Here is a 21,262-nt window from a genome sequence, read left to right as displayed (position 1 = left end):
CTTGTTGTTTAAAAGATTGGGGGTATTTAGCCATAAAAATCTGCACCTTAATTAGTTGGTTATTTAGTCCAACTTTTGGGGTGCAGATCATTTTTATCTTTATGATAAATAGTCATTTTTTCTAAATGTTATTTCTATTTCATTTCAAATAAGGATATTTTCATGCATAAAATACTTTTTATTATTCATTCTTCTCCATATGGTGATGAACATTTTTTCAGCGCATTGCGTTTAGCTTTACAACTACAAGAGCAACACAAAAGTGCGGTTGAATTAAAGTTATTGCTAATGTCAGATGCCGTTAGCGGGGGACTTGCTCATTAACAGCCGGCAGAAGGTTACCATTTGCAACAAATGCTTGAAATTCTCACCGCACAAGGGGCTATGGTCAAATTATGTAAAACTTGCACTAATGCACGTGGAATTACCTCATTACCACCAGCTGAAGGCGTTGAAATTGGTACATTAGTTGAATTAGCTGATTGGACGGTCAATGCAGATAAAGTGTTGAATTTCTAGTTGTTATCCTATTCTTAATATTAGGAATAAAAGGCATAACAGACAGTAGGATGACAGGGCGAAAGAAGTATTTCGCCCTTTTTATTTTATATTTCCTATTTATGAGAGATGTGTTGCCCTCTTCATGTTTTGTACGAATTGTGCCAATTCAAGCAAACATTGAGGGTGATTGTCGAGGTTTCGTTCAATAATCTGAACTGTAGCGGAACCCGAGATTGCACCGGCAGCCCCTAAACGCAGCGCCTCTTTAACTTGTTCCGGTTTTGCGATACCAAAACCTTGTAAAATTGGGGCGCTTTGATATTGGGTTAACCCTTCAATAAGAACATCTAAATTGGCAGCTTGTGTTTGATTTTCTGCGCTAGTAACGCCGGCTCTTGAGACTAAATAAGTATAACCTCGAGTATGTTGAGCTACCGCTTTAATTGTGGATTCATTAGCATTAGGTGGACAAATGAAAACCGGCTGTACATCATGACGTTGAGCAGCTTGGATATATTCTTCTGCGGCGAGTAAAGGAATATCTGCAACCAATACGGCATCAACGCCCACTTCGGCACAGCGTGCATAGAATTTATCAAGAGTTTGCGCATAAATTAAATTGGCACAAAGCAACAGACTAATCGGTATGTCTGGATAGGTTGACCGCACTTTGGCAAGTAACTGAAAACTTTCTTCGGTGCTACAACCTGCATTGAGAGCCCGATCATTGGCAGCCTGAATAACCGGTCCGTCCAACAAGGGATCAGAAAAGGGAAAGCCTAATTCTAAGGCATCCGCACCATTATCAACTAAAGTACAAATAATCTCAAAAGAGCGCTCAAAATCAGGGTCACAAAGTGTCACAAAAGGAACAAATCCCCCTTGTTTTTTATCAGCTAATTGAGCAAATAAACGGCTGAAACGAGATGATTGCACAATCATTTGATAGCTCCTTTTGCAGTTAAAATTTTATCCACCGTGAAAATATCCTTATCACCACGACCGGATAGATTCACAACAAGTAGTTGTGTTTTTGTTGGATCTTGCTTGATGAGTTTTAATGCGTAAGCCAAAGCATGGGAGCTTTCTAAAGCAGGAATAATACCTTCATGTTGTGCTAAAGCTTGAAATGCCTCAAGTGCTTCATCATCTGTAATGCTCTCATAATCTGCACGACCAATAGCATGGAGATGCGCGTGCTGCGGGCCGACAGAAGGGAAGTCTAAACCGGCTGAAATACTATAAGACTCTTCAATTTGCCCGTCTTTGGTTTGCATAATCGGGGATCTCATCCCAAAATAAATACCGACTGAACCATGACGTAAAGGCGCACCATGCTCACCGGTTTCAATGCCTTTGCCTGCTGGTTCAATCCCAATTAGGCGTACACTTTTTTCTTCAATAAAATCGGCAAACATACCAATGGCATTTGATCCGCCGCCGACAGCCGCAATAACCGCATCAGGTAAGCGCCCTTCCTTCTCCAAAATTTGCCTTTTGGTTTCTTCTCCAATCATTTTTTGGAATTCACGCACGATGGTTGGAAATGGGTGCGGGCCTGCGGCGGTACCGAGCAGATAATGTGTTGTGGCATAATTTGCAGCCCAATCCCGCATAGCCTCACAGCAAGCATCTTTGAGTGAACAAGAGCCTTTTTGTACAGGGATCACTTCGGCGCCCATTAACTTCATTCGGAAAACATTAGGCGATTGACGTTCAACATCTTTTGCGCCCATATAAATACGGCAAGGTATATTGAGCATTGCACAGGCTAATGCAGTCGCAACGCCATGTTGTCCTGCACCGGTTTCAGCAATAATACGTGTTTTCCCCATGCGTTTTGCTAAGAGAATTTGCCCTAAAACTTGGTTGGTTTTATGGGCGCCACCATGCAATAAATCCTCACGTTTTAAATAAAGTGTAGTGTTCGTGCCTTTTGTTAAATTACGGCAACATGTTAATGCTGTAGGGCGACCGGCGTAATTTTTTAATAAATCCTGAAATTCTTGTTGGAAAGCAGGATCTTCTTTCGCCTCCACAAAGGCTTTTTCCAGTTCTTGTAAAACAGGTACTAAGATTTCGGGAACGAACATACCGCCGAACTCACCGAAATAGGGATTAAGAATGGTTGTCATAGCATTTCCTTTTACATTTTTATGATAATTTTTTAGGTGTTTGACGCTCCAAAATTTTGTTAAACACCGCTGCTAATTTTTGTGGGCTTTTCATGCCCGTTAGACTTTCTACGCCGGAATTGAGATCAAGACCTAGGCAATGTTGTGATAAGGCAAGCTCAATATTGTCTGGATTAATGCCACCGGCAAGGAGCAGTTTAGATTTATATTCTTGAGGGATTTTCGACCAATCAAAAGGCTGTCCAGTCCCTCCACGTTGATTGCCGATTTTGCTGTCCAATATGTAGCGATCCACATGGGGAATCGACGGAATTTTTACCGCACTTTTACTTTGTGTTTTGGTTGCAAGGGCGGCTAATGTAATTTTAGAGGGCGCATCAACTGAAATTGCTTTCCAAATTTGGCATGATTGCGGTAATTGTTGGCGAAGTGCGGCAATAAATTCAGCCGTTTCTTCGCCATGTAATTGTACTGCAAATAAATCAAGTTGGTTGACGATTTTTTCAATAAAATCAATAGATTGATTTTGAAATACGCCGACAAAACGCAAGGGAGCCTGTACCACCAACTCTTGAGCTTGGCGTAATGAAAGCTGTCGGGGAGAATGTTCTGCAAAAATTAAGCCTCCATACAATGCGCCTTGCTCATACACGGCTTGTACATCCTGCGGACGAGTAAGTCCACAAACTTTATTTTCGCCAAAAATTAAGGTGCGGACGCTTTGATGGAGATCGAGACTTCCCATCAAACTGCTACCAATAAGAAAACCATGTACATCAGATTTCAGCTGTTGAATTTGATGATGGTGGTAAATGCCTGATTCGCTAATAATAATTCGGCCTGCCGGAATTTGGCGTGCAAGAGGCGGTGTACGAGCAATATCGACAGATAAATCATGCAAATCACGATTATTGATACCAATAACTTTAGCGCCAAGCTCAATGGCTCGAGTTAATTCTGTTTGATTTGAAGTTTCCGTTAATATTCCCATGCCTAATCCATGTGCAATTTCTGCCAATCGACGATAGGTCTCATCATCTAACACAGAAAGCATTAATAAAATCGCATCTGCTTGATAATAGCGCGCCAAATAAATTTGATATTCGCTCACAATAAAATCTTTGCACAAGATTGGTTGGTTGACGAGCTGGCGAACGCGCGGAATATAAGTGAAATCCCCTTGAAAATATTTTTCATCTGTGAGAACAGAAATTGCGGAGGCATAACTTTTATACACCTGTGCAATATCTTCTACATTAAAATTGGCTCGAATCAAACCTTTTGAGGGAGAGGCTTTTTTACATTCAAGAATATAAGCCGGTTTTTGCGCCGAACCTTGCTGAAGTGCGGTATAAAAATCCCGATCACTAGGTTGAAGGCTATTTTGAAACGCACTCAAAGGAAAATGGGTTTGTTGGTGTTGGATCCAAAGTAATTTATCCTGTACGATTGTTTTCAAAATACTAGGTTGCGTGTGGTTTTGTGGCATAGTGAATTCCTTTTAATAACGCGTTAATTGAGATAAAACATTAACACTTTTACCGGATTGGATGACATCCAAAACCTGTTGTGCGTTATGCTTGATGTTCTCATAACCAAACAATTTCATCAATAATGCTGTATTCATTGCAACGGCTTGGGCATGTTCAGGTTTGCCTTGACCTTGTAACAGTGCGGTTATCATTTGGGCATTTTCTGCAGGTTCACCACCACGTAAAGATTCCAATGGTTTGGCTTGAAAACCAAAATCCAAAGGAGAAAGGCTGTAGTAGGTGATTTTCCCATCATAGATTTCCGCTACATCAGTCCGTCCATGAATAGCCACTTCATCCAATCCACAGCCATGCACAACAAAAGTATGTTGATGACCGAGTTGTGCAACGGTTTCGGCATAAGGTTTGAGTAAATGAGGAGAATAAACACCAAGTAGTTGACGTTTTGGTCGTGCAGGGTTGATAAGCGGTCCTAGAATATTGAAGATAGTCCTTGTTTTTAGTGCTTGACGCACAGGAACCGCATGTTTAAACCCGAGGTGGTATTGCTGGGCAAAAAGAAAACAAAGCCCGATTTCATCCAATGCCCGTCTTGCAATATCCGCCGGCATATTGATATTGACTCCAAGTGCGGTTAATAAATCGCTTGAGCCGGTTTTGCTTGATACACTTCGATTTCCATGTTTTGCGATTTTTAACCCACAAGCAGCTCCAACTATTGCAGAGGCGGTAGAAATATTAATGGTATTGGCGCTATCCCCACCGGTGCCGACAATATCGGCAAATGCATAATCAGGGGTAGGGAAGGATTGTGCCGCATTAAGGCATGCTGCCACTGCACCACTTATTTCTTCAGCGCTTTCCCCGCGTATTTTTAGCGTAATTAACAGCGCAGTGAGCTGTATTGGATTTAATTCCCCTTGAATGATGGATGTGAAAAGCTGTTGCATTTCCGAGGATGTTAAATGAGTTTGCTCAATAATTTTAAGTAAGAGTTGTTCTGTTTGCATATTATATTCCTTGTGTTCTATTAAAATTCATTAAATATGCGATAGTTTGTTTCAATAATTGAGATCCCTGTACAGTCAAAATACTCTCAGGATGGAATTGAAAACCACAAATCGGTAAAGATTTATGGCGAATTGCCATGACGATATTTTCATAAGTGGCATTAACAATTAACTCATCAGGCAACTCAACGCCCATTAATGAATGATAGCGAGCAACAGGCATAGGATTATTCAAACCTTCAAACATAGCTAAATTATCATGAGAAATTAGCGATACCTTGCCATGTAACACTTCGCCGGCATGAACAATTTTGCCACCAAAAGATTCAATCAAAGCTTGATGCCCCAAGCAAATACCAATCATAGGCACTTTGCCTTTTAAGCGCGCAATTAATGGCAGTAAATTGCCGGCTTCAGAGGGATTACCCGGACCGGGGGATAAGGCAAGTAGGGTATTGGGTTGAGCTAAGGCGGCTTGTTCTAACAACGCTATATCACAATCGTTACGGTAAATCTGAACCTGATGACCTAATGTCCGAAATTGATCGACTAAGTTGTAGGTGAAAGAATCAAAATTATCTAAAAAAATAATGGTTGCCATAATAAAAAATCCTTATATTGCGCTGTGAGTCTGAATAATGGCATTAATCACTGCTTTAGCTTTATGGCGGGTTTCATCTGCCTCCATTTGTGGATCAGAATCTAACACTTCTCCACAACCGGCTTGAATATGCGCTATCCCGTTTTGTACAAAAGCAGAACGAATCACGATACAGGTATCCAAATTACCGTTTGAGGACAAATAACCCACTGCGCCACCATAACTATGTCGTTTTTGTTGCTCAACAAGGTAAATTAATTGCATCGCTTTAATTTTTGGTGCACCGGTTAAAGTTCCCATATTCATACAGGCTTGATAAGCATGCAACGCATCCAGTTCAGGGCGCAATTTTCCTACGACCAGAGAAACCAAATGCATAATGTGCGAATAACGATCGATTTGCATTAATGCCTTAACATGGCGTGAGCCACTTTCACACACACGCGCCACATCATTACGAGCCAAATCCACCAACATTAAATGCTCCGCGAGTTCTTTCTTATCTAAGCGTAGCTCTAATTCTAAGCGAGCATCCAGATCCAGATCGATTTGACCTTGCTCATCAAAACCTCGCGGTCTTGAACCAGCAATCGGATAAATTTCCACTTGGCGTGTTTGTGCGGAATATTTCAAGGCGCTTTCCGGTGAGGCTCCAAATAAAGTAAACACCTCATCTTGCATAAAGAACATATAAGGGCTTGGATTGGTTTGTTTTAGTTGTCGGTATGCCCGAAGAGGATTTGGACAAGCTAAAGAAAAACGTCTTGATGGTACAATTTGGAATACATCCCCAATATGAATATGATGTTTAAGTGAACGGATAATATCTTTAAATGCCTCATCTTCTAAATTCGTGCGAACTTCTGTGGAGGCGAGGATGTGAGGCAAGTGCGGTTCAACTTTTTGCAAATTTTGGCAAATTTGCACCGCACTTTGATTCAAGCCATCGGCTGCCTTTGGATGAAAGCAAAAGGTTTGCAATGTCGCTGACAAGGTTTGATGATCAATAAGTAATAAATTTTCAGCCAAATAAAAGACATAATCAGGGCAACTCAAACCATCGTCTTTTAATTGAATATTTTCCATAGGAATAAAATTGGTGACTAAATCATAAGCAAATAATCCCCCTAAGAAAATCGGAATATCGCTATGCTGATAAAGCGTTGTTAAGCAACGTAATCCATCAAAAATCGACGGGGCGCTTAGCTTACTGTCTTCATCAAGATTTGGGTTTGGCAAAGAAAACTTCACCGAAAGATGATGGGTATCAAACGAACTTATTTCACAAATAGGCTGTAATTGTTGTGCGATGTAGGGTAAAACCCCTTGCCCATTTAAGGTCAATGCCTCGAAATCAACTTGTTGTCCTTGGCAAGAAATTTTTAATGCGGCATCTACTAGCAACAAACTTTTTAAACTGTTTTTACTTTGGATTTCAGCGGACTCTAAAAGCAAGGTATTTTGTCGGTTTTGGCAAAGTGTCGCAAAAATGGCGATGGGATCATTACAATAATCCACATGATATTCTTTGGTTTGGATAAAAACGGACTGCATTTTTAACATCCTGGCATTTGTTAATTTTGTACTATTAAACTAGTATAAATTAATATTGTCAACTTTTTTAGAAATAATTATTGGATGAAGGAAGGATTCAAGAGAATATGAAGTAGGTTTTGGGATATTTAGAGAAGGGCAAAATGGGATTTTCATTAAATCAACCCCATTTTTTCGGTAATATGACCGCACTTGAAAGGAATGACTATTTTAATCCTTTCACTAAGTAATGAATCTGCCATGTTAAAAGTTGTTTATAAGCCTGAATTCGCGCCCGTTTTTTATCACTCACTGGTTTCAACTCGGTAACTCAAAGATTGTCAGGATAAAGTGCGGTTGGATTTTGCCAAGAATATTGCGTGAGATGCTCGCCATCGCTCACCCCTTCGCTATCGGCATAAAGTCCTTCGTTATAAGCAAAAGCATATTTTTCATTGTCTTGCTCCGCCAACAAATTGCACCCGCCTAGGTTCCAATATTCCGCATCTGATAAGCTTAAACCATATAATGTAGGCATAATATCCTTGTGCGAACCAATGCGGCTTGGATCAAATTTAAGGGCAAGTTTGCTCTGTAATTCCGTTGGAACATGAACATAAAACGGTACGCCCATTGCCATAAAATTCTGTTTTGGCGCATCGAAACGCACGCAGCGCACGTGGTGATCTCCTATAGCAGCAATAATGGTTCGATTTCCCACCGCACTTTGCGCCACTTGTGTAATAAATTGCCCCAAGGCGTTATTAGCATATTGATAAGTGGAAAGGGATTTGCGATTTTCTTCTTCACTGCCAAATTTTCCTTCTAGTACTTGAGGATTAATACGCTCCGCCTTGTAATGTTGAGGTACTTCATAAGGCGGATGATTCGTCATACTTAATATATATTGATAAATAAAGGTTCATTACTTTCTTTCAGTAATTGTTCTGCTAAGGCAAAGGCATATTCATCCGCAATGCCCCAATAAGACATGGCAGGTTTTGCATCAGGAAAAGTTTCGATAATATCATTTTGGTCATAACATTCATCCACACCTTGCAACGGCAAATAATTGCCTAAGTTGTGCCACATTAAACCACCAGATGTGATAAACACCGTACGATAGTCTTGTTGTTTATAGGTTTTAAATGGGCTATAGGGCGGGGCGATTTGCTGTGCAGCTGATTGGCTGATATTTTGAATAGGGCTATAAAAAAGCAACGATGCCAAAGTTGGCGCAGTGCCGTTATAATCAGAGGTAAAGCGTTTGAACACAAAATCTTGTTCAAAGTGCGACCGTAATTGTCCCAATAAATCATTGGTTTCAGGGTTATCTAAAACCAAATAATTGGTACCAAAGCTTTCCATTAAGGCAAATACAACATGAGGTTTGCTTTCCTTCAATGCAGGATTAACAGGCGTACGCTCAATCAGGCTATCTGTGCCAAAGACTTGTTGCATTAAGGCTTTACCTTCGTCTAAATCAACCGCCTCAAAAAGAATATTGCGTTTACGATCTCTAAATGCCCATTCCACAGCAATTACGCCATTTGGGACTAGTTTATTGATAACGGCTAAAGAGGAAACTTGCGCATGATCTTTGGTTAATGGTTTGGAGCGTATTGTACCGCGTACAAAAAATGCCAAGGCAAGGAATGAGCCAACAAAAAGCAAAGTTGCAACAGACCAATGCACATCCCAATTTAACAATCCTTGGTATAACGCATAATACATAAAGTACGCAGGAAGCGCAGCTAACACAAGCACTGCGAGAGATCCTGAAATAACAGGGTAATCATCATAGATATTTTTCAACACGGCTTTGGTATCGTCTTCCACTAAACCAAACATAAACATATCGTAATAATTGTTATAGGTTTTATAGTAATAAAAATTACCCGCCACAATGCCAATGAGCGCGATAGCAAAAATTAAGATGTAAATTGCCCAAAAAAGTGCGGTGGTTTTTGATCTGCCCCCAAAAAGTTAGACTGATTTAGTTCAAGGACTGAATTCTGTATTCCACAGGGCTTAGTCCTTTTAATCTTACTTGAATACGCTCATGATTGTAATAATGAATATATTCGTGAATAGCTTGTTCCAGTTGCTCAAAGGTCTCAAACCGTTTACCAAAGTAACATTCCGTTTTTAAACGCCCAAAGAAACTTTCCATTGCACTGTTATCCAAACAATTTCCCTTTCTCGACATACTTTGTACGATGCCGCTTTGCTTCAATATCGACTGATAACTTGCCATTTTATTGTCTTTTTCAGCAAGATGATAAAAGAACGTACTCCGTTTTAAATCAACCAATTGCAATAAAATCTCAAACGGAAATTGGTGGCGTAGTTCCTTCACGAGGTGTGATTATACTGATTAATCCAATATCTTAATATGGTTTCCTTAACCTGAAAATGCTGACGAGTTAATGAGCGAATTCTATTATTTTGAAGATAAAATTCGATCACTTGTTGTTTAAAAGATTGGGTGTATTTAGCCATAAAAAATCTGCACCTTAATTAGTTGGTTGTTTAGTCCAACTTTTGGGGTGCAGATCAAAGGGGGGAACATTTAAATTTTACGGTATTTCGTATGCTGTTTCACGGCTTTACGGATTTGTCGAGTACTGGTACGACGACGGGCTTTTGTTACATCAACCTTAGTTTCCGTTTCAGGCTTTAAGCCAACCAATTCACGCAAGTAGTTCACTTGTTCTAATCCCATCTCTTCCCAACCACCACGAGGTAAACTTTTTTCAAGTTTGATATTGCCGTAACGAATACGAATCAAACGACTCACTTGAATCCCTTGTGATTCCCATAAACGACGAACTTCACGGTTACGTCCTTCGGTTAAGGTGACATCAAACCACTGGTTAATCCCTGTGCCGCCAACTGCTTTAATCTGCTTGAAATTAGCAGGGCCGTCTTCCAACTGCACACCTTTGCGTAAACGTTGTATCATTGCGTCATTCACTTCGCCAAATACACGCACAGAATATTCACGCTCAACCTCTCTGCTTGGGTGCATTAAACGGTTCGCTAATTCGCCATCAGTGGTAAATAGTAGCAAGCCTGAAGTGTTAATATCCAAACGCCCCACCGCAATCCAGCGAGAGCCTGTTAAACGTGGTAAGCGGTCGAATACCGTAGCTCTTCCTTCAGGATCAGAACGAGTACAGAGTTCGCCTTCAGGTTTGTAGTACATCAACACTCGGCAGATCTCTTTTTGCGTTGGAATTAGGCTGACTAAATTGCCGTCGATACGGATTTTGGTGCTCGAGCTAACCTGTACACGATCACCTAGCATCGCAATTTTACCGTCTACACTTACTCGCCCTGCCGCAATCACTTCTTCAATTTCACGGCGAGAGCCTTGTCCTGCACGAGCTAGAATTTTTTGTAGTTTTTCACCGACGATTTTGTCGTTTGCTTTATTTTCCGTTTCAATGGAAGCGGTCGGTTTCGGCGATTTTTTTACAAGTGGTTTACGATTTTGGGTTTCTTGGCGTGTATTACGCTGAGTCGGTTTTTGCAACGTTTTTGCAGAATCTGACCGCTTGGTTGCAGTTGGTTTACGAAATGTCGTCATTTAAGTTCCTTATTTGTCGCTTTCACAAGCGTCGGAGTGTTATTTACTATACTTCCCCCGCTTGCGGGGGAAGGTGCCCGAAGGGCGGAAGGGGGGGAGTATAATCCCTCTCCCTCCGAAAATCCTTCGGATTTTCTCCACCCTATCCCGCAAGCGGGAGAGGGATATTATGCTACAAAAGGTGTCGGATCGCCCGAACCCACTCGAATAATTTCAGGGCTATCTTGAGTTAAATCGATCACTGTTGTCGGTGATTGCCCTAAGTAACCACCGTGAATAATTAAATCAACTTGATGTTCTAAATGCTCTCGAATTTCATCAGGATCCGATTGGGTAATTGCTTCATTTGGTAATATTAATGAACACGAGAGAATCGGTTCACCCAAAGCAGAAATCAGTGCCAAAGCAATTACATTATTTGGCACACGAATACCAATCGTCTTACGTTTAGTCATTAAACGACGAGGCACATCTTTAGTCGCTGGCAGAATAAAGGTATAAGGATTTGGCACATTATTTTTAATCAAGCGGTAAGATTGATTTGTCACTAGTGCATAAGTCGAAAGCTCTGATAAATCGCTACATACGAGCGTAAAGTTGTGATTTTCAGGTAAACGACGGATTGCCACAATTCTGTCCATTGCGTGCTTATCGCCAATCGCACAACCTAAGGCGTAACCAGAATCTGTCGGATAAACAATCACACCACCATTTTTGATGATTTCCACTGCTTGATTAATTAAGCGTTGTTGTGGATTTTCGGGGTGAATATAGAAAAATTGGCTCATACTCTTCCTTTAGGTTGTCAAAATTGGCGAGATTATACGCTTTTTAGCTAAGAAGCGGTAAGATTTTATCAAAATTCTGATAATTACAATGCAAAAATGTGGGAGTCAGATTGCTGACAAACTATATATTAAACAGATTGAATATTGTAGGGTGGGTTTTAACCCACCAATAAAATCAATATGTTACGTTTATATGGTGGGTCAAGACCCACCCTACAAGCTACTTTGTCAATAATCTGGAGTGCATTTTGCGCTTCCGTGTTTTTGTAAAATATATTTTAGCGGTAATGAATTTTTAACAATTTGAATGTGATCACAGTTTATTTTGAGTGACTCTTATAAAATCTGAACGTCATTTCATATAGGAGGCAATTATGGTTGACTCACGTTATGCTTCGTTAAAAAAACTGACTAAATATCCTCTAGCATTAGCCAGAAAACGTAGGGTGCTTTTCTTTCTATTCTCGCTTGTTTTTGCTTTTTTATGGCACAGCTTCTTTCAGATCCATTATTTACCCCAACTCAAAGAAATGTGATGTTTTTACTCTTTTTGCGATTTGTTTATGGGTAACTGAAGCTATTCCACCGTTTTCAGTAGGTATTTTAATCATCGGTTTTCTCGTGTTAATTATGGGAAGGCACGATGCACAAAATGCAATGAAATATCTACAAACCTGGTCGGATAGTGTTATTTGGCTCTTTCTAGGTGGTTTTTTCCTTGCGGAAGCAATGAAAAAAACAGCGTTAGATACGTTATTGTTGAAACATTTATTACCTAAATTTGGTACAGACCCTCGTTATGTACTTTGGGGATTAATGTTGATTACTGCACTAATGTCAATGTTTATGAGCAATACAGCTACAACAGCGATGATGATTGCGACGATTAGTCCTATTTTTGCGACCCTAGACAAAAAAGCTAATCTATCTAGAGCATTACTATTAGGCATTCCAGCCGCTGCTTCCATTGGTGGAATGGGAACTATCATTGGCTCTCCACCTAATGCTATTGCATTTAGTACAGGGCTAATTCAACAATCCGAATTTAGATTAGGGGGAATAGTTATTGGTTTATTAGGCCCTGCTTTGAGCATTATATGGGGCTGGTTTATTATTGAGTTGCTTTACTAATCAATAGAAAAAAACTAAAAAGGCAGTCGCTAAAATAGGAATGATAATTTAGTGACTGCATATTTTATTTCTGATGACTAATTTTTCACAGTATCTAGAATAATGTTTTGTAATTGCTGCAGCCCATTTAACCTTGTACTTGTCAAATGGCGAGTTATCTGCAAATCATCAAAAAGCGGTTGAATTTCAAAGGATTGCAATGCTTCAGCTGATTTTTCCGTAACAAAAGCAATCAACACCACTAACAATCCTTGCATTAAACGAGCGTCGCTATAACCTTGTACTTGACGTGGCTCAAGCTGAAAATTAAACCATAAACGGCTTTCACAACCGTGAATTTCTTGCCACTGTTCAAGCTGTTGTTCGGTTGGTTTGGGTAATTGACGGCTTAGTTGAATTAACAAGCGGTATCTTTCTTCCCAAGATTTGCAAAGGGCAAACTGGGCATTGATTTCATCAAATGTCATAAAATCCCTATCCAAGTATCGGTAATAAAAGAGCTATATCATACTGCGATTTTTTGTTAAAATCCCCCGATTTTTACCGATTTGTAATGAGGAACACAAAATGGCTGTAATCCCTATGGTCGTTGAGCAAAGCTCAAAAGGCGAACGTGCCTATGATATTTATTCCCGTCTGTTGAAAGAACGTATTATTTTCTTAAATGGCGGTGTTGAAGATGAAATGGCGAAATTAATTATTGCTCAAATGCTCTTTTTAGAAGCAGAAGATCCTGAAAAGGATATTTATCTTTATATTAATTCGCCAGGTGGTGTCGTTACCGCTGGTTTAGCGATTTACGATACGATGAACTTTATTAAACCCGATGTATCTACGTTGTGTATGGGGCAAGCCTGTTCAATGGGGGCATTTTTATTATCTGCTGGGGCAAAAGGTAAGCGTTTTGCATTACCTAACTCTCGTGTGATGATCCACCAACCTTTAGGCGGTTATCGTGGGCAAGCGACGGATATTCAAATTCACGCACAAGAAATTTTAAAATTGAAAGAGATGCTGACACGCAAAATGGCAGAACATTGTTCACAGCCTTTTGAGAAAGTGGCTCAAGATACGGAACGTGATAATTTTATGTCTGCGGAAGAAGCGAAAGCCTACGGTTTAATTGATGACGTTGTAACAAAGAGATAGTGAATAATGGCAAATTTTGAGAAAGAACCACATTGTAGTTTTTGTGGAAAGCGTCGTAATGAAGTCGATGCGTTAATTGAAGGTACAGAAGGGCATATTTGTAACGAATGTATTGATGAGTCTTATGCGTTAATTAATGGAACAGACGAACCATTGATTGATGAAAATGAAGCTGAGAGCCAAGATGTGTTAGGCAATGTGCCTACCCCACACGAAATTCACGCACATTTAGATGATTATGTGATCGGTCAAGAACACGCTAAAAAGGTATTGTCCGTTGCGGTCTATAACCACTACAAACGCTTACGCAATGCACTGTCTGACAATAAAGAGAGTGAGGGCGTTGAGTTAGGTAAAAGTAACATTTTGCTTATCGGCCCGACAGGAAGTGGTAAAACATTGTTGGCAGAAACCTTGGCACGCCGTTTAAATGTGCCTTTTGCTGTGGCTGATGCAACAACGCTGACGCAGGCAGGTTATGTGGGTGAAGATGTTGAAAATGTGATCCAAAAATTGCTGATGAAGTGTGATTTTGATAAAGATCAGGCTGAACGTGGCATTATTTTTATTGATGAAATCGACAAAATTACCCGTAAATCAGAAAATCCATCATTGACCCGTGATGTATCAGGGGAAGGGGTTCAGCAAGCGTTGCTGAAATTGATTGAAGGCACTATTGCGAATATCAATCCACAGGGTGGACGCAAACACCCGAAACAAGAAACAATTCCAGTCGATACGTCTAAAATTCTCTTTATCTGCGGTGGTGCATTTGCTGGGCTAGATAAAATTGTCGAAGCTCGAACAAATACACAAGGCGGAATTGGCTTTAAAGCGGAATTGAAGAAAGATAAAGATCGTCAGGCACTCACTGAATTATTCAAACAAGTTGAGCCTGAAGATTTGGTGAAATTTGGTTTAATTCCAGAGCTAATCGGGCGTTTGCCTGTTATCACACCGCTTGAAGAACTTGATGAAAAAGCACTTATTAACATTTTGACAGAGCCGAAAAATGCGATTATCAAGCAGTATCAAGCTTTGTTCAAAATGGAAGGTGTGGAGTTAAAATTCACCAAAGATGCTTTAGTGGCGATTGCTCAAAAAGCGATTTCTCGCAAAACAGGGGCAAGGGGGCTACGTTCTATCGTGGAAAACTTGTTACTCGACACGATGTATGATTTACCATCATTGAAAGCAAGTAAAGTGACAGTGAGTAAAAACTGTGTTGAGAAAGGTGAAAAGCCTAAGGTGGAGTAACTTAATTGATATTCTCCCCGTCCTAAGGGCGGGAATTTTTACTAGAAACTTTTCCACTACTGAATCAAGTTAACTAATTTGGTATAACCGAACACAAAATTTGGTAATAAACTTCTCCACATTTACCTAAGTCATTCACATTCACACATTCATTCACTTTATGAATGGTTTGGTTGATTGGACCGAACTCAACCACTTCTGCGCCCATTAAGGCAATAAAACGCCCGTCTGATGTGCCACCGCCAGTGTCTAATTTAGGTGTAATTTGTGTCACCTTTTCGACCGCTTGTATCGTGGCTTGCACCAGTTTTCCGTTGCCTGCTAAAAACGGTTTTCCTGACAAATTCCATTCAATTCGATGCTTTAAACCGTATTTTCGCAACATTTCGGCAACTTTGGTTTTGATGATTTCATCATTTACTTCGGTACAATAACGTAAATTGAACTGCACATAAAGCTCGCCTGGGATCACATTATTACTGCCCGTGCCAGCTTTGATATTGGCAATTTGCAGGCTTGTCGGTGGGAAAAATTCGTTGCCGTTATCCCATTGGTAAGCGGTCAGTTCACTTAAAAACGGCAGAGCTGTATGAACGGGGTTTTCAGCTAAATGGGGATAGGCAACGTGTCCTTGAATGCCTTCAATATAAAGATTGGCGGTAATTGAGCCACGGCGACCGTTTTTCACCACATCGCCTAGCTGTTTGGTGCTGGACGGCTCACCCACTACGCAATAGTGGATCGGCTCTTGGCGTTGCATTAGGGTTTCCACCACTTTCACCGTGCCGTCTTTGGCTGCTGCTTCTTCGTCAGAAGTGATGAGTAAGGCAATTTTGCCCTGATGGTTCGGGTTGTTTTTCACAAAGGTTTCACAAGCGATCACCATTGCCGCTAAAGAACCTTTCATATCCGCCGCTCCACGCCCGTAAAGCATATCATCAACAATTTCAGCGGAAAACGGCGGATAAGTCCATTGGCTTTCATCGCCCTCAGGGACAACGTCAGTATGTCCTGCAAAGGCAAGGCAAGGTTCGCCTTCGCCGTGGGTTGCCCATAAATTTAAGGTGTCGCCAAAAGGCAACCATTCCAGCTTAAATCTGACCGCTTGTAGTCGTTCGGCAATCAGTTGTTGGCAGCCTTCATCATTCGGGCTGATAGATTTACGTTGGATAAGAGATCGACTAAGAGAGATAATTTGATTTTGCATTTTATTTCACTGTATTTGCTAAATTATTGAAACCTTACAACAGGTATATGCCTATTTTTCTTTATGAAGAAAATTAAGAGGATTCAAATTTTAGCAATAATCCCCCACAAAGTCGAAAGGCTAATAAAGGGAATAAAAGGTAATCGGGCAAGTTTTTGTTTGGTGAATAAAAAATAGAGGGCATAAAACACTAAACCGAATAAGGAGGCATAAAGCAGTAATAAAATCATCTCTTCAAGGGTAAACAAAGGCGATAATGCAATAAAGAGAAGAATATCCCCTAAACCTAAACTCTCTTTTTTGTAGATTAACTGACTAAGCAGTGAAAATAAGCTAAAAAAGAGAATAGTAATAAAAAGTGAAAAAATATGGGAGTTTAGCTCAAGGGAATGATAAAAAAGCAGTTGCCATAATGCTAAGATAAAAATAATCGAAACATAGCGAATATCCGTTAAATAATATAAATAATCCAATAAAGATAAATATATTAGACAGATAAGAATAAAAATAAGCGGTAAGTTTTCCTCGTAAAATATCCAAACCGTAATAGGAAATAAAATATAAAAACTGTAGGATAAAAACGTAAATTTAGGCTGTAAGCTAGATTTATGGATAAAATCCGTCAAACTTAACGGCGATTGGACTAATAAATGATAATCCTGATAAGTCTGCTGATTAATTCGCCTTGGAAAATGTTGCATTTCCTTTTGAAACCAATAAGCAAGTAAAATCGACAATAAAAATAACATCATTCTATCATTGCTCCCATATCAAAAATCGGCAAATATAACCCGACTAAAATAGTTCCTACAATAATTCCCATTAACACCATTAACATCGGCTCTAATAATTGGGAAAGTATATCAATTTGATAATCTAACCGCTGTTGATAACCGTCGCTGATTTGTTGCAACATTGGCGATAATTTTCCGCTCTGCTCGCCAATGGCAATCATCTGTAACATATCCGTAGGAAAGAGTTTTGGATCTAAACTGTCGGCTAAACGATAGCCTTGTTTTAAATAAGTTAGTGTAGTTGCTAGAGAACCTTGTAATAAAATATCATCGCTTTTATTGGCTAAAAAGGAATGAAGTACAGTATCTAAACGAATATGTGAAGCCAGCATTAAACTGCTATTTTGACAAAAAAAGATAATGCGTGAATACTGGATAATGCCTTTTAAAATAGGAATATGGCTTAATATAATAAACTTTAGGCGTTTAATAAGATCTGTTTTTTTATTTAAAATATGAATTAATAGAAAACATAATACACATAAAATAATTAGCGTTAAAATAGAGTGTTGTAGAAAATGGGATAGGCTAAAGAGTATTTCGGTAATTAGAGGGAGTGATTTTCCTTTTGAACCATAAAGTTCTGCAAATTGTGGCACAATAAAAAGCAATAATAAAATAGAGAGTGTGATTGAAATAGCTAAAATAAAGACGGGATAAAAGAGAATTTTTTTAATTTTCTTGGCTAATTTTTCCGATTTTTCACGGCGTTGTGCAATGTTGGTTAAAATTAGCCCTAAATTACCGCTTGTTTCTGCCATTTTAATTAATTGGATTTCTTGTGGATTAATATATTTTCCCTGTTTTTTAAAGGCAACGGATAACGCAAAGCCGGCTTCAATCAAGCGGATTGTTTCTTGTTGCCAACGGTAAAAAGTGCGATTTTGGCAGGTTTCAAGCAACATCACTAAACTCTGTTTTAGGGGGATTTTAGCTTGAATTAATAAGGCTAACTGTTGCATAAATTGATTAATTTCTTCCTTTTTTGGTGCAGTCGGCAAGGCAAAATGTCGGCTAATGCTTAACTGGCTGTATCCTTTTTGTTGCAACCGTTTCTCTAGCACTTCTCGGCTTTCGGCAAGCTGTCGCCCTGTCTGCTTTTGCCCAAAGCGGTTGCGTCCTTTCCATTGAAATTCATAAATGTTATTCATAACCTAATACCCTATCCACTTCGGTTTCATTGGTGAGTTGTTGTTCAATTTTCTGTTTAGCACTCTCTCGTAGGCTGGAAAAATCCAAGTAAGCGGTCTGTTTATCGAATTTTTTTGCCGTTCTGCTTAAACATTGGTAAACCCCGATCCGCCCTCTATAGCCTTGATAGCACTCGTCACAGCCTACTCCACGACACTTTTTACAGAGCTTACGCACAAGGCGTTGTGCAATCACTAACAGTAGTGAATTTTGGATTTCATACTCTTGAATACCCAGTTGCAACAAGCGTTCGACCGCAGAGAGTGCGTCGTTGGTATGCAAGGTCGAAAGGACTAAATGCCCCGTCTGGCTTGCTCGTAACGCCATTTTGGCACTCTCTTCATCTCGAATTTCGCCTAACATAATGATGTCAGGATCTTGGCGTAGAAAGGTGCGTAACAGCTGGCTAAAATCCAGTTGAATACTGCGATTAACTTGGGTTTGAATTAAGCCGTCAATCTCGATTTCCACCGGATCTTCGGCGGTGAGAATATGTTTATCCATTTGGTTAAGATAGTTTAAGGCACTGTACAGAGTGATGCTTTTGCCACTGCCCGTTGGTCCGGTCACTAAAATCAGCCCCTGTGGTTGTTTCAGAGCGTTGAGCAGTGTGGTTTGCTGTTGTGGATTAAAGCCAAGTTGTAGAAAATCAAAACTGGTCGGCTTGTTTTTTTGTAAGCGTAATACCAGTTTTTCACCGTAGATCGTCGGCAGGCTAGACACCCGAAAATCAAGGGTATCCGCAAGGGCGGTGGTAAAACTAAATTGCCCGTCTTGTGGCTGGCGTAATTCGCTAATATCTAGCTTTGCCAGTAGTTTTATCCGTGAAATTAGTCGGCTTGCCAGCTGAATAGATAGGCTTTTATACAGGTGCAAAACGCCGTCAATGCGTAAGCGGATAATCAATTTTTGCTTGCGTGGCTCAATATGAATGTCGGACGCATTCTGAGCTAGACAAAATTTAAAGAGATTATCTAGCAGTTGAATAATCGGATCGTTTAGGTTGAGCTGTTCTTGCTCCTGTTCAACAAAAGCCAGCTCGCTCTCTTCATAAATGGGCTGTTGTTCAGGCGAGAGAGCGTTAAGCAAGTATTTCAGTTCATCAGAAGCAATCACCACTGGCTCAATCTGCTTATGGGTCATAAAAGCAAAGATTTCGCAAGCGGTGAGATTGTTTTCATCATCAACGGCAAGCCATAATTTATGCTCAGTTTCTTGCACAGGAACGGCAAGGTAACGCAATAAAAGCTGTTTCTCCTCGCAATTTTTTTGCCAACGGCTAGGCGATATATCAAAAATGCGTTCGGTTTGTTGTTCGCAGATAGTGTATTGGGACATAGTAGATCCTTTGGTTAAGTTATTTTCATATTTTATTTAATGGAAAACTTTGTAATTCTCTCTCATCTTTTGGGTTTATTTTTTAGCAATGCCTCCATTATTTTTGTATACCCCAATCTTCCTCGCAGACCCCCATCCCCCCTCGCAAGCCCCCATCCCCCTCACTGCGCTCGGGGACTTCCCCCGCAAGCGGGGGAAGATTTAAAACAAATCTTTTCTCCATAAACTCTTCCCCACAAATTCTTCCCCCATTTATGGGGGAAGTCCCCGAGCGCAGTGAGGGGGATGGGGGCTGGCGAGGAGATGGGAACAAAACGAGGCAAAATAGGAGCAATATGAAGCCAATAAAGACTTATGTCTGCAAATGAACATAAATACAATCTAATACCTCGTCTAATCCCTTTTTTATTTCAGCATTTGTAAATCGTAATACTCTAAATCCTAATGTCTTAAAATACGCTGTTCTTTGTTCATCATATTTTTGTGCTTCGGGTTCAAAATGTTGTGAACCATCAATTTCAATAATTAATTTTTGCGATAAACACACAAAATCAACAATATATTGACCTATTACAACTTGTCTTCTAATTTTAAAATCAGATAATTGTTTATTTCTAATTTTTTGCCATAACAAAACTTCTTCAAATGTCATATTTTTACGAAGCTGTTTTTTATATTTTGATAAATTTTCAGTTTCACTTTTTCTATATTTTTTCATATAGTTTCCTTTGAATGTATTATTTCCTTGAGCTTCCATTCCCCTGCCAGCCCCCATCCCCCTCGCTGCGCTCGGGGACTTCCTCCGCAGGCGGGGGAAGATTTAAAATAAATCTTTTCTCCATAAACTCTTCCCCACAAATTCTTCCCCCATTTATGGGGGAAGTCCCCGAGCGCAGCGAGGGGGATGGGGGCTGGCGAGGGGGATGGGGGCAGTACAACCCAAAGACATCATTTACATACTTCCCCTACTCAGGGGAGAAGTATTTTTGATTATTGCCTACAGAAATTCTCAGGGAACAAACTAATGTCAGCCCCTTGACAGCTTGTTGCCCAAGTGATGTTGTTATTAGCGAATTTCGGAGTCATTGTGTAGCCGTAGCCATCAATATTGCCTTTACCTGCCACGGTGATTACCCCCGAAGCGACGGAAATAGATTTAAGGTATTTCGCGTCAGGGACATCGGATTTATCCGCTCGAACGCCATTTTTACCTGAACTACATTCCGAGATTTTTTTATCCCCTACGTTATAAATACAAATTTCCACATCGGATTTATAAGATGCGGAAGCACTTAATAACTCAGAGAGAGCTGCCTTTTGGGTGTAACTGGTGTAAGACGGGATTGCTATTGTTGCTAAAATGGCAATGATGGCGATCACGATCATTAACTCAATTAAGGTAAAGGCTTTTGCAAGCGGTCGAATTAACCTGATTTTTTTCATAAATTGTCCTTCTAAAATGAATGCGTAGGATTTACGCCCTATTTACTCTGCCACTTTTTATAAAAAATGCGACGAGCAACATTTATTTTTTCGACGTAG

General features: G+C 40.0%; 20 protein-coding genes and 2 pseudogenes. 4 read left to right on the top strand and 18 right to left on the bottom strand.

The window, feature by feature from the left end:
- Nucleotides 1-162 precede the first annotated feature (162 nt).
- Nucleotides 163-519, top strand: a pseudogene (locus J1G47_RS01195) (DsrE/DsrF/TusD sulfur relay family protein).
- Between the two features lie 99 nt (nucleotides 520-618).
- On the opposite strand, the gene trpA reads toward J1G47_RS01195, so the two are convergent.
- The 11 genes and pseudogenes from trpA to J1G47_RS01145 all read right to left on the bottom strand — a co-directional run bounded on the left by trpA (nucleotide 619) and on the right by J1G47_RS01145 (nucleotide 11,653).
- Nucleotides 619-1,443, bottom strand: coding sequence for a tryptophan synthase subunit alpha (gene trpA / locus J1G47_RS01190; RefSeq protein ID WP_015940019.1), 825 nt, complete (start codon nucleotides 1,441-1,443; stop codon nucleotides 619-621).
- Entirely contained in the window at nucleotides 1,440-2,636 is a 1,197-nt protein-coding gene (trpB, locus tag J1G47_RS01185) for a tryptophan synthase subunit beta (protein WP_015940020.1), read from the bottom strand. The genes trpA and trpB overlap by 4 nt, the downstream gene beginning before the upstream one ends.
- A gap of 19 nt (nucleotides 2,637-2,655) precedes the next feature.
- The gene (gene trpCF / locus J1G47_RS01180; protein ID WP_207326698.1) at nucleotides 2,656-4,125 is read right to left on the bottom strand and encodes a bifunctional indole-3-glycerol-phosphate synthase TrpC/phosphoribosylanthranilate isomerase TrpF; all 1,470 of its coding nucleotides are present in this window, start codon (nucleotides 4,123-4,125) and stop codon (nucleotides 2,656-2,658) included.
- 12 nt (nucleotides 4,126-4,137) lie between these two features.
- Complete coding sequence (gene trpD, locus J1G47_RS01175; RefSeq protein WP_207326697.1) at nucleotides 4,138-5,139, bottom strand: anthranilate phosphoribosyltransferase; 1,002 nt, start codon at nucleotides 5,137-5,139, stop codon at nucleotides 4,138-4,140.
- A 1-nt stretch (nucleotide 5,140) separates the two neighbouring features.
- Complete coding sequence (locus J1G47_RS01170; RefSeq protein WP_075592643.1) at nucleotides 5,141-5,740, bottom strand: aminodeoxychorismate/anthranilate synthase component II; 600 nt, start codon at nucleotides 5,738-5,740, stop codon at nucleotides 5,141-5,143.
- 12 nt (nucleotides 5,741-5,752) lie between these two features.
- A complete protein-coding gene (locus J1G47_RS01165; RefSeq protein ID WP_010786995.1) occupies nucleotides 5,753-7,294 on the bottom strand; it encodes an anthranilate synthase component 1 in 1,542 nt (513 codons plus the stop codon).
- Nucleotides 7,295-7,604: 310 nt separating this feature from the next.
- Complete coding sequence (locus J1G47_RS11695) at nucleotides 7,605-8,168, bottom strand: LTA synthase family protein (protein WP_234885599.1); 564 nt, start codon at nucleotides 8,166-8,168, stop codon at nucleotides 7,605-7,607.
- A gap of 2 nt (nucleotides 8,169-8,170) precedes the next feature.
- Entirely contained in the window at nucleotides 8,171-9,124 is a 954-nt protein-coding gene (locus J1G47_RS11690; RefSeq protein ID WP_234885832.1) for an LTA synthase family protein, read from the bottom strand.
- 145 nt (nucleotides 9,125-9,269) lie between these two features.
- Nucleotides 9,270-9,533 (bottom strand): annotated as a pseudogene (locus J1G47_RS01155) (transposase); the annotation flags it as partial.
- A gap of 312 nt (nucleotides 9,534-9,845) precedes the next feature.
- The gene (gene rluB, locus J1G47_RS01150; RefSeq protein ID WP_015940023.1) at nucleotides 9,846-10,865 is read right to left on the bottom strand and encodes a 23S rRNA pseudouridine(2605) synthase RluB; all 1,020 of its coding nucleotides are present in this window, start codon (nucleotides 10,863-10,865) and stop codon (nucleotides 9,846-9,848) included.
- Between the two features lie 167 nt (nucleotides 10,866-11,032).
- Nucleotides 11,033-11,653 carry an L-threonylcarbamoyladenylate synthase gene (locus J1G47_RS01145; protein ID WP_207326696.1) on the bottom strand — a complete coding sequence of 207 codons (621 nt, stop codon included), beginning with the start codon at nucleotides 11,651-11,653 and terminating at the stop codon, nucleotides 11,033-11,035.
- A gap of 474 nt (nucleotides 11,654-12,127) precedes the next feature.
- On the opposite strand from J1G47_RS01145, the gene J1G47_RS01140 reads away from it, so the two are divergent.
- The gene (locus tag J1G47_RS01140) at nucleotides 12,128-12,784 is read left to right on the top strand and encodes an SLC13 family permease (RefSeq protein ID WP_234701750.1); all 657 of its coding nucleotides are present in this window, start codon (nucleotides 12,128-12,130) and stop codon (nucleotides 12,782-12,784) included.
- Nucleotides 12,785-12,861: 77 nt separating this feature from the next.
- Here J1G47_RS01140 and J1G47_RS01135 read toward each other — a convergent pair whose 3' ends face one another.
- The gene (locus J1G47_RS01135; RefSeq protein ID WP_005711765.1) at nucleotides 12,862-13,251 is read right to left on the bottom strand and encodes a SufE family protein; all 390 of its coding nucleotides are present in this window, start codon (nucleotides 13,249-13,251) and stop codon (nucleotides 12,862-12,864) included.
- Nucleotides 13,252-13,351: 100 nt separating this feature from the next.
- Here J1G47_RS01135 and clpP point away from each other — a divergent pair, with 100 nt between their 5' ends.
- Together clpP and clpX are read left to right on the top strand one after the other, a co-directional pair.
- Nucleotides 13,352-13,933 carry an ATP-dependent Clp endopeptidase proteolytic subunit ClpP gene (gene clpP / locus J1G47_RS01130; RefSeq protein ID WP_010787003.1) on the top strand — a complete coding sequence of 194 codons (582 nt, stop codon included), beginning with the start codon at nucleotides 13,352-13,354 and terminating at the stop codon, nucleotides 13,931-13,933.
- Between the two features lie 6 nt (nucleotides 13,934-13,939).
- Nucleotides 13,940-15,190, top strand: a complete 1,251-nt coding sequence (gene clpX / locus J1G47_RS01125) for an ATP-dependent protease ATP-binding subunit ClpX (protein ID WP_005711769.1) — start codon at nucleotides 13,940-13,942, stop codon at nucleotides 15,188-15,190.
- Between the two features lie 73 nt (nucleotides 15,191-15,263).
- Here clpX and dapE read toward each other — a convergent pair whose 3' ends face one another.
- From dapE to J1G47_RS01095, 6 genes are all read right to left on the bottom strand, one after another.
- Nucleotides 15,264-16,397 carry a succinyl-diaminopimelate desuccinylase gene (gene dapE / locus J1G47_RS01120; RefSeq protein ID WP_207326695.1) on the bottom strand — a complete coding sequence of 378 codons (1,134 nt, stop codon included), beginning with the start codon at nucleotides 16,395-16,397 and terminating at the stop codon, nucleotides 15,264-15,266.
- 83 nt (nucleotides 16,398-16,480) lie between these two features.
- Entirely contained in the window at nucleotides 16,481-17,149 is a 669-nt protein-coding gene (locus J1G47_RS01115) for a prepilin peptidase (protein ID WP_010787005.1), read from the bottom strand.
- Nucleotides 17,146-18,342: a type II secretion system F family protein gene (locus tag J1G47_RS01110; RefSeq protein ID WP_005711777.1), complete on the bottom strand. Its 1,197-nt coding sequence runs from the start codon at nucleotides 18,340-18,342 to the stop codon at nucleotides 17,146-17,148. The genes J1G47_RS01115 and J1G47_RS01110 overlap by 4 nt, the downstream gene beginning before the upstream one ends.
- Nucleotides 18,335-19,720 (bottom strand): GspE/PulE family protein, encoded by a 1,386-nt coding sequence (locus tag J1G47_RS01105; protein ID WP_010787006.1) that lies wholly within the window; start codon nucleotides 19,718-19,720, stop codon nucleotides 18,335-18,337. Before J1G47_RS01105 ends, J1G47_RS01110 begins: the two co-directional genes overlap by 8 nt.
- Before the next feature lie 352 nt (nucleotides 19,721-20,072).
- The gene (locus tag J1G47_RS01100) at nucleotides 20,073-20,438 is read right to left on the bottom strand and encodes an endonuclease domain-containing protein (protein ID WP_015940027.1); all 366 of its coding nucleotides are present in this window, start codon (nucleotides 20,436-20,438) and stop codon (nucleotides 20,073-20,075) included.
- A gap of 272 nt (nucleotides 20,439-20,710) precedes the next feature.
- A complete protein-coding gene (locus tag J1G47_RS01095; protein ID WP_010787008.1) occupies nucleotides 20,711-21,163 on the bottom strand; it encodes a pilin in 453 nt (150 codons plus the stop codon).
- Between the last annotated feature and the right edge of the window lie 99 nt (nucleotides 21,164-21,262).

Origin of the sequence: Glaesserella parasuis (assembly GCF_017352235.1) — a bacterium.
Classification (GTDB): domain Bacteria; phylum Pseudomonadota; class Gammaproteobacteria; order Enterobacterales; family Pasteurellaceae; genus Glaesserella; species Glaesserella parasuis.
The sequence above is the reverse complement of the archived record's forward strand: the minus strand, read 5'-3'. Positions and strand labels throughout refer to the sequence as shown.

What these genes read in the sequence shown, in the direction of transcription:
- trpA (WP_015940019.1), bottom strand. Translation starts at nt 1,443, where the DNA reads ATGATTGTGCAATCATCTCGTTTCAGCCGTTTATTTGCTCAATTAGCT.
- trpB (WP_015940020.1), bottom strand. Translation starts at nt 2,636, where the DNA reads ATGACAACCATTCTTAATCCCTATTTCGGTGAGTTCGGCGGTATGTTC.
- trpCF (WP_207326698.1), bottom strand. Translation starts at nt 4,125, where the DNA reads ATGCCACAAAACCACACGCAACCTAGTATTTTGAAAACAATCGTACAG.
- trpD (WP_207326697.1), bottom strand. Translation starts at nt 5,139, where the DNA reads ATGCAAACAGAACAACTCTTACTTAAAATTATTGAGCAAACTCATTTA.
- J1G47_RS01170 (WP_075592643.1), bottom strand. Translation starts at nt 5,740, where the DNA reads ATGGCAACCATTATTTTTTTAGATAATTTTGATTCTTTCACCTACAAC.
- J1G47_RS01165 (WP_010786995.1), bottom strand. Translation starts at nt 7,294, where the DNA reads ATGCAGTCCGTTTTTATCCAAACCAAAGAATATCATGTGGATTATTGT.
- J1G47_RS11695 (WP_234885599.1), bottom strand. Translation starts at nt 8,168, where the DNA reads ATGACGAATCATCCGCCTTATGAAGTACCTCAACATTACAAGGCGGAG.
- J1G47_RS11690 (WP_234885832.1), bottom strand. Translation starts at nt 9,124, where the DNA reads ATGTTTGGTTTAGTGGAAGACGATACCAAAGCCGTGTTGAAAAATATC.
- rluB (WP_015940023.1), bottom strand. Translation starts at nt 10,865, where the DNA reads ATGACGACATTTCGTAAACCAACTGCAACCAAGCGGTCAGATTCTGCA.
- J1G47_RS01145 (WP_207326696.1), bottom strand. Translation starts at nt 11,653, where the DNA reads ATGAGCCAATTTTTCTATATTCACCCCGAAAATCCACAACAACGCTTA.
- J1G47_RS01135 (WP_005711765.1), bottom strand. Translation starts at nt 13,251, where the DNA reads ATGACATTTGATGAAATCAATGCCCAGTTTGCCCTTTGCAAATCTTGG.
- clpP (WP_010787003.1), top strand. Translation starts at nt 13,352, where the DNA reads ATGGCTGTAATCCCTATGGTCGTTGAGCAAAGCTCAAAAGGCGAACGT.
- clpX (WP_005711769.1), top strand. Translation starts at nt 13,940, where the DNA reads ATGGCAAATTTTGAGAAAGAACCACATTGTAGTTTTTGTGGAAAGCGT.
- dapE (WP_207326695.1), bottom strand. Translation starts at nt 16,397, where the DNA reads ATGCAAAATCAAATTATCTCTCTTAGTCGATCTCTTATCCAACGTAAA.
- J1G47_RS01115 (WP_010787005.1), bottom strand. Translation starts at nt 17,149, where the DNA reads ATGATGTTATTTTTATTGTCGATTTTACTTGCTTATTGGTTTCAAAAG.
- J1G47_RS01110 (WP_005711777.1), bottom strand. Translation starts at nt 18,342, where the DNA reads ATGAATAACATTTATGAATTTCAATGGAAAGGACGCAACCGCTTTGGG.
- J1G47_RS01105 (WP_010787006.1), bottom strand. Translation starts at nt 19,720, where the DNA reads ATGTCCCAATACACTATCTGCGAACAACAAACCGAACGCATTTTTGAT.
- J1G47_RS01100 (WP_015940027.1), bottom strand. Translation starts at nt 20,438, where the DNA reads ATGAAAAAATATAGAAAAAGTGAAACTGAAAATTTATCAAAATATAAA.
- J1G47_RS01095 (WP_010787008.1), bottom strand. Translation starts at nt 21,163, where the DNA reads ATGAAAAAAATCAGGTTAATTCGACCGCTTGCAAAAGCCTTTACCTTA.